Below are 5,835 nucleotides of genomic sequence, written 5' to 3'. Positions count from 1 at the left end.
CCCCCAACCCCTCCCCGCTTGCGGGGAGGGGAGACAAAGCATAGCTTTAGCGGGGTGGGGTTCTTCGGGTCTAATAAGCAATCAAGCGGACATAATATAAGTCCTATAGAGTTAAGTAAGTCGGCGCTGAGATTTTCCGCGTTCCCATGTCTCGCATGGGAACGCATTCGTGTTAGTTGGTGACTCAAAGCCTATAATCAAACCAAATTTAATTTCATAGCAAAGGTTTCAACATGCTAACGACAACCTTGACAGGGCTACTCATTAACCTTATGTAAAAATAGTTACAGATATATTTTTTGCCACGCGGATGAGCTAATTTTACGTTAACGCTATATAGTAGTTGCTACAACGGTGAACTAATTAGTTCCTAGTGGAAATTGCTTAGAAATACTTTGACTACTTTCTAACTACTATGTTGAGAGGATTACCAAATCAATTTATTCCATTTCAGATGCTGTACCGAAGTTATGAGGGTTGGAAGCTCACTATCAGACTTCTCCCTTTATTAGTGGGAGGATGGTTAGTGCTGATTACTGACTCTACCCCAGCACAAGCACAAATCCACAACAACGTGCTACTGGCTCAAGCAGGTGAAGCCTTACCGCCACCGCCAATTCCCTTTGGTCAACAGCCATCACCGCAGTTACAACCAGTTCAAGAGAATCAATTGGAGCAGAACTTTCAGCCCTCTCAACCATTACAAAATAATCCAGTTGAACAGAATTTTCAGCCCCCCCAACCATTACAAAATAATCCAGTTGAGCAGAACTTTCAGCCCCCCCAACCCACACAGTTTAGTCAATATAATCAGAATTTTGAGCGCTACTTAGTATACGTAGATGGTAGTGATTTCCAGACGCTACAAGCCATCCGTCAGATTGAACCAAGTGCTTACATTCGCCAGTACCAAGGAAGGAATGTAATTCAGTCAGGTGTTTTTAACAGAGTATCTAACGCCCAACAACGGGTGAGTGAGTTACAGTCACGAGGGATATATAGCGCCCGGATTCTCAGCTTTGCTAACGGACAGGAAATAGAGGCAGGGAATAGAAGCTTTGTAGGCGATCGCAGTAATATAAATCCTCCCAAGCAAGTCTCTAGATATTATGTCGCCATTCCCACCACTCAAGAACAGTTATCTGCGATCGCAGCACAAATTAGGCAGAATCTAGCCCGATTTAGTCAAGATTTAGGACGATCTGGCGCAGTCCTCGAAAGGACGCAACCCCGAGGCCCACACGTAGCAGTCGGGCCTTTCTCCGATCGATTCCAAGCTGAGGAATGGAATAAATATCTGCGAAATATAGGATATCGGAATGCCAGAGTTTACTACGGAAAGTGAAGGAGTTAGGAGTCATTTAATTTTAGATTTTGAATTTGGGATTGAAATAAAAATCCCAAATCTAAAATCGATCGACTCCCTACTTCCTCGATTCTTATTAACGCAGGGATTCAATAATTACTGCTATTGTAATTAAACACAAAAAGATAATTTCTAGTGGGAGTAAAATTATTTATATCTTGCTGTAATAGAATTTTATGGTTTGCTATGTAATTATTTAACCTTCAGGAGTTTAAAAACTACCGAATAGGGGCGTGTTTTGGAATTGAAAAGCTTTCGGTCATTTTCTGCAAGATGATATCGCTCCTCGGTAATTCTTGGCTCTTCAAATTCGTCTACAGAAAAACCTGCTGCCTTGAAGACTTTCCAGTAATCGGAAAGAGGGCGGTGAAACCAAATAAATGTTGTTGTAAAATGGTTCCAAGGTTCGTCGTTGTGTTGCATCCTTTCAAAATAGGAAGAATCCCAACTATAAGAAACCGTCCCATCCTCTTTTACAGTTGTCGATTTGCCTTGGGGAAAGCAAGGATGTGAGAACACAAGAATTGCAATACCACCAGGTTTAAGAACACGATTGAATGCCTTGACTGCTCCTTCGAGATCGAGCAAATCCATCAGAACATAATTCGAGACGATCGTATCAAATTGTTCATCTGAAAGCGACTTAAGTTCAGTGCATGAATCCAAATGAAAATCTATATCTAGATTATTTTGGCTAGCTCTGAATTGGGCAATTTCTATCATCTGAGGTGAAAAATCTATACCAGTTACACTGGCCCCTTTCAGGCAAAGTTGGCGTGCCAGATATCCTGTGCCACAACCAGCATCAAGGACAGACAATCCCGCAACATCACCAGCGAAACTCCATAGTACTGGATCTGAGTTCAGAATTCGATTGCTGTCACCATCATCGCCAACTTGAATATCCCAGTCTTTAGCTCTATTATCCCAGAGTTCAAGTATTTCCTTATCGTCAAAATTTGCCGTCATATCTTCACTCCTAAAAAGAATAACTTAATAGAACTTAATTATTTTCACATAGATATTTGCTGAACTTTATGTTTCATTGTCGTGTTGTGCTGCATTTAATCCCTAGCTGAACTGGGAGAGTTAAATTTTAATGGAGGTTCCGGCTAAGTTTATGCGATCGCTCTGGGTACGGCTTGCAGAAATCAAAATTTGGCAACTGCCATAGTGATTTAGTTCCTCATCAACTGAGTGACGGTAGAATATACCTAATTTATAATTCTCATAGCTTCAAAAGCATAACCATGACGATGCATCCTCCACTCCAACGGGCATTTACTAACCGCCGCGTTCTGAAAGTAATTAGCGGCTTGAATAACTTCGACGCTGCTAGCGTTGCTGCTACTGTCAAAGCTGCTGAATTTGGCGGTGCTACTTTTGTTGATATTGCCGCCGATCGCGCTTTGGTACAATTAGCTAAAAATTTGACAAAATTACCAATTTGTGTATCGGCAGTAGATCCAGAAAAATTTGTGCAAGCTGTGGCAGCTGGTGCTGATTTAATTGAAATCGGGAATTTCGATTCCTTTTATGCTCAAGGTCGCCGCTTTGAGGCTCTAGAAGTGCTAGCGCTGACTAAGCAAACCCGCGCCCTTCTCCCAGAAATCACCTTATCTGTCACCGTTCCCCACATTTTGGAACTAGATCAACAGGTACAGTTAGCCGAAGAACTGGTGAAAGCTGGAGCAGATATTATCCAAACCGAAGGCGGTACTAGCAGTAACCCAGTTCATCCTGGAACTTTAGGATTAATTGAAAAAGCTGCTCCCACCTTGGCAGCAGCTTTTGAAATATCCCGTGTCGTGTCAGTACCAGTATTGTGTGCTTCTGGCATTTCTAACGTTACAGCACCATTAGCGATCGCAGCTGGTGCGGCTGGTGTTGGTGTTGGTTCCGCCATCAACCAACTTAATAGTGAAATAGCAATGATTGCGGCTGTGCGTGGCTTGGTAGAAGCCTTGGCAGCTGCGAATGTAGTAGTGAAATAAGTTAGGAGTTGGGAGGGATGAGTTGAAGAAACATTATTCATTCAAAACTCCTAACAGTAGAGACGCGATTAATCGCGTCTCTACTTCTAACTCATAACTTCTTTTAACGCATAAATCACTTGGTCTTGCTGGTATTGTGTCAATTCTGGGAACATGGGCAGAGCTATGACTTCATGGCAAGCTTGCTCTGCTATTGGTAAGTCCCCAATTTGATAACCTAGATTTTGATAAACTGGCTGCAAATGTAAAGGGTGGGGGTAGTAAATCATTGAACTCACACCCTGTTCTTGTAATTGACTACGCACCCAATCTCGATATTTGGCGGTAGAACCATTTCGCCCTTCGCCGGAAATGCGAATAGTGTATTGATTCCATACCCCAATACCCCCAGGTAATTCTTGAGGCGGGACGATTCCCGGAATTTGGCTCAGGAACTGATAGTAATAATTAGCGATATCTCGGCGGCGATCGTTCCAAATATCTAAATAACGCAGCTTAATCTGTAAGATGGCTGCTTGGAGAGCATCCAAGCGGCTATTTACACCGATTTTCTCGTGTAAATATCGAACTTTACTACCATGATCTCGGAGGATTCGTAGTTTAGTAGCGATCGCAGGATCTTTAGTCGTTATTGCTCCGCCATCACCGCAACCACCAAGATTTTTGGTAGGGTAGAAACTAAAGCAACCAATATGTCCAATACTTCCTACTTTTGTATCAGCCCACCTTGCGCCTGTAGACTGAGCGCAATCTTCAATTATTGACAAATTGTGAGATTGAGCGATCGCCATTAATGATGTCATATCCACGGGTTGTCCAAAAAGGTGAACCGGGATAATCGCTTTAGTTTTGGGTGTAATCGCCGCCGCTACTTGCTCCACATCCAAATTAAACGTAGTAGCATCAATATCAACGAAAACAGGCTTTGCACCGACGGCGCTAATTACTTCAGAGGTAGCAATAAAGGTGAAAGGCGTTGTAATCACTTCATCGCCTGCACCGATTTCCAAGACTCGTAACGCTAAGTAGAGCGCATCAGTACCAGAATTACAAGCCACACATTCAGTAACAGTATTATAAGCAGCAAACTGTTGCTCAAAGCCTTCTACTACAGGGCCGCCGATATAGCGCCCAGAAGCCAAAACTTCTAAGACGGCTGCACTTACTTCTGCTTCGATGGTGGTGTATTGCTGCTTAATATCAAAGGCAGGGATGGGATTTACACTTTGGATCATGAGTTCTCATTTTATCGGAAGATACAAAGGATGCACTTCGAGAGTCAATTTTTGCTGATTGAATTATTAATCAAAAAGAAGCAACTAAAAGACTATCGCCCAAGATACGCATCTATTAGGGTTTTTACTTAAATTTTGGCGAGCTAGACTGCCGCACATTTAATTTACAGATAGTAGACATACTAGGAGTTTGTCATGTTAAGGTTGTACCATTTTTGAAATTTGAATTGATGAAAGTGATATATATCAACCAAGATCCAACACATCGGATCAAAGTTCCAGGTGTGTGGGCTGCTTTGAAAAGAAAATACTAGGAGATAGAGAACCCATGCAGGATCTGATCGAGCTGAATTTCGTAGATTTAGCTATTGCTGTGGGATTGATGGCGATCGCCATTGGTTTATCTGCCTGGGAAAAATTAGGATTAGAGTTGAACCTAGCCCTTGCGACTGGGAGAACTATCTTACAACTTCTTGTATTGGGATACATTTTAGATTTCATCTTGGCTTTAGACAATGCTTGGGCAGTTTTGGCGCTATTAGCAATAATGCTGACAATTACGGCGATTGTCGCACGAAATCGCATCAGCCAAAAAATTCCTCATCTATTGCCTTTGGTGTGGGGTTCAATTTTAATTAGTACTGCCCTGACGGTGTTTTACATCAACTTCTTGATTATTCAACCAGAAAGATGGTACGAACCACAGTATATAATTCCCCTAGCAGGGATAGTCTTAGGTAACGCTACTAATGCAGCTGCGTTAGCAGGCGAACGTCTTGTCAGCACCATTAATTCCAGCCATCTCGAAATAGAAACCCACTTGAGTTTAGGTGCAACGCCCCAGCAAGCAGTTAGCCAGTACCGCAAAGACGCTATCAGAGCCGGATTGATTCCGACTCTGAATCAAATGATACTTATCGGGATGGTGGCAATACCAGGCATTACCACCGGACAGTTACTAGCTGGTGTAAAACCTCTTGATGCAGTATCTTACGAAATTTTAATTACGTTCATGGTGGCTTTCGCTAACTTGTTGACAACAGTTTTAGTCACGAAAGGATTGTGTCGTCAATTTTTCAATTCCGCCGCGCAGTTAGTCAGGTGAAGCGGTTAATTTACATCCAAGAACATCTCATACATGTCCGGTTAGGGACTTCCAAATAAAAAAAATATCCCAAATTTTATTGTGGGATGGGCATCTTGCCCGTCCTAATATTGGGGACGGGCAAGATGCCTATCC

At 42.5% G+C, this 5,835-nt stretch carries 5 protein-coding genes; 3 read left to right on the top strand and 2 right to left on the bottom strand.

Annotated features, from left to right (window positions below; translation table 11 throughout):
• Positions 1-415 precede the first annotated feature (415 nt).
• Positions 416-1,345, top strand: a complete 930-nt coding sequence (locus CDG77_RS32930; RefSeq protein WP_223270111.1) for a hypothetical protein — start codon at positions 416-418, stop codon at positions 1,343-1,345.
• A gap of 213 nt (positions 1,346-1,558) precedes the next feature.
• Here the strand turns inward: CDG77_RS32930 and CDG77_RS32925 are convergent, their stop codons facing one another.
• Positions 1,559-2,335, bottom strand: coding sequence for a class I SAM-dependent methyltransferase (locus CDG77_RS32925; protein WP_094333391.1), 777 nt, complete (start codon positions 2,333-2,335; stop codon positions 1,559-1,561).
• A gap of 281 nt (positions 2,336-2,616) precedes the next feature.
• Between CDG77_RS32925 and CDG77_RS32920 the strand changes: the two genes are divergently transcribed.
• A complete protein-coding gene (locus CDG77_RS32920) occupies positions 2,617-3,360 on the top strand; it encodes a DUF561 domain-containing protein (protein WP_094333390.1) in 744 nt (247 codons plus the stop codon).
• 86 nt (positions 3,361-3,446) lie between these two features.
• On the opposite strand, the gene CDG77_RS32915 is transcribed toward CDG77_RS32920, so the two are convergent.
• Complete coding sequence (locus CDG77_RS32915; protein WP_094333389.1) at positions 3,447-4,595, bottom strand: DegT/DnrJ/EryC1/StrS family aminotransferase; 1,149 nt, start codon at positions 4,593-4,595, stop codon at positions 3,447-3,449.
• 328 nt (positions 4,596-4,923) lie between these two features.
• On the opposite strand from CDG77_RS32915, the gene CDG77_RS32910 reads away from it, so the two are divergent.
• Positions 4,924-5,700 carry an ABC transporter permease gene (locus CDG77_RS32910; RefSeq protein ID WP_094333388.1) on the top strand — a complete coding sequence of 259 codons (777 nt, stop codon included), beginning with the start codon at positions 4,924-4,926 and terminating at the stop codon, positions 5,698-5,700.
• The last annotated feature ends 135 nt before the right edge of the window (positions 5,701-5,835 follow it).

The sequence above is a fragment of the Nostoc sp. 'Peltigera membranacea cyanobiont' 213 genome (genome assembly GCF_002245975.1).
In the GTDB taxonomy this organism is placed as follows: Bacteria; Cyanobacteriota; Cyanobacteriia; order Cyanobacteriales; family Nostocaceae; genus Nostoc.
The sequence above is the reverse complement of the archived record's forward strand: the minus strand, read 5'-3'. Positions and strand labels throughout refer to the sequence as shown.

Excerpts from the sequence above, each read along its gene's own strand:
- CDG77_RS32925 (WP_094333391.1), bottom strand. The coding sequence starts at position 2,335 with ATGACGGCAAATTTTGACGATAAGGAAATACTTGAACTCTGGGATAAT.
- CDG77_RS32915 (WP_094333389.1), bottom strand. The coding sequence starts at position 4,595 with ATGATCCAAAGTGTAAATCCCATCCCTGCCTTTGATATTAAGCAGCAA.
- CDG77_RS32920 (WP_094333390.1), top strand. The coding sequence starts at position 2,617 with ATGACGATGCATCCTCCACTCCAACGGGCATTTACTAACCGCCGCGTT.
- CDG77_RS32930 (WP_223270111.1), top strand. The coding sequence starts at position 416 with ATGTTGAGAGGATTACCAAATCAATTTATTCCATTTCAGATGCTGTAC.
- CDG77_RS32910 (WP_094333388.1), top strand. The coding sequence starts at position 4,924 with ATGCAGGATCTGATCGAGCTGAATTTCGTAGATTTAGCTATTGCTGTG.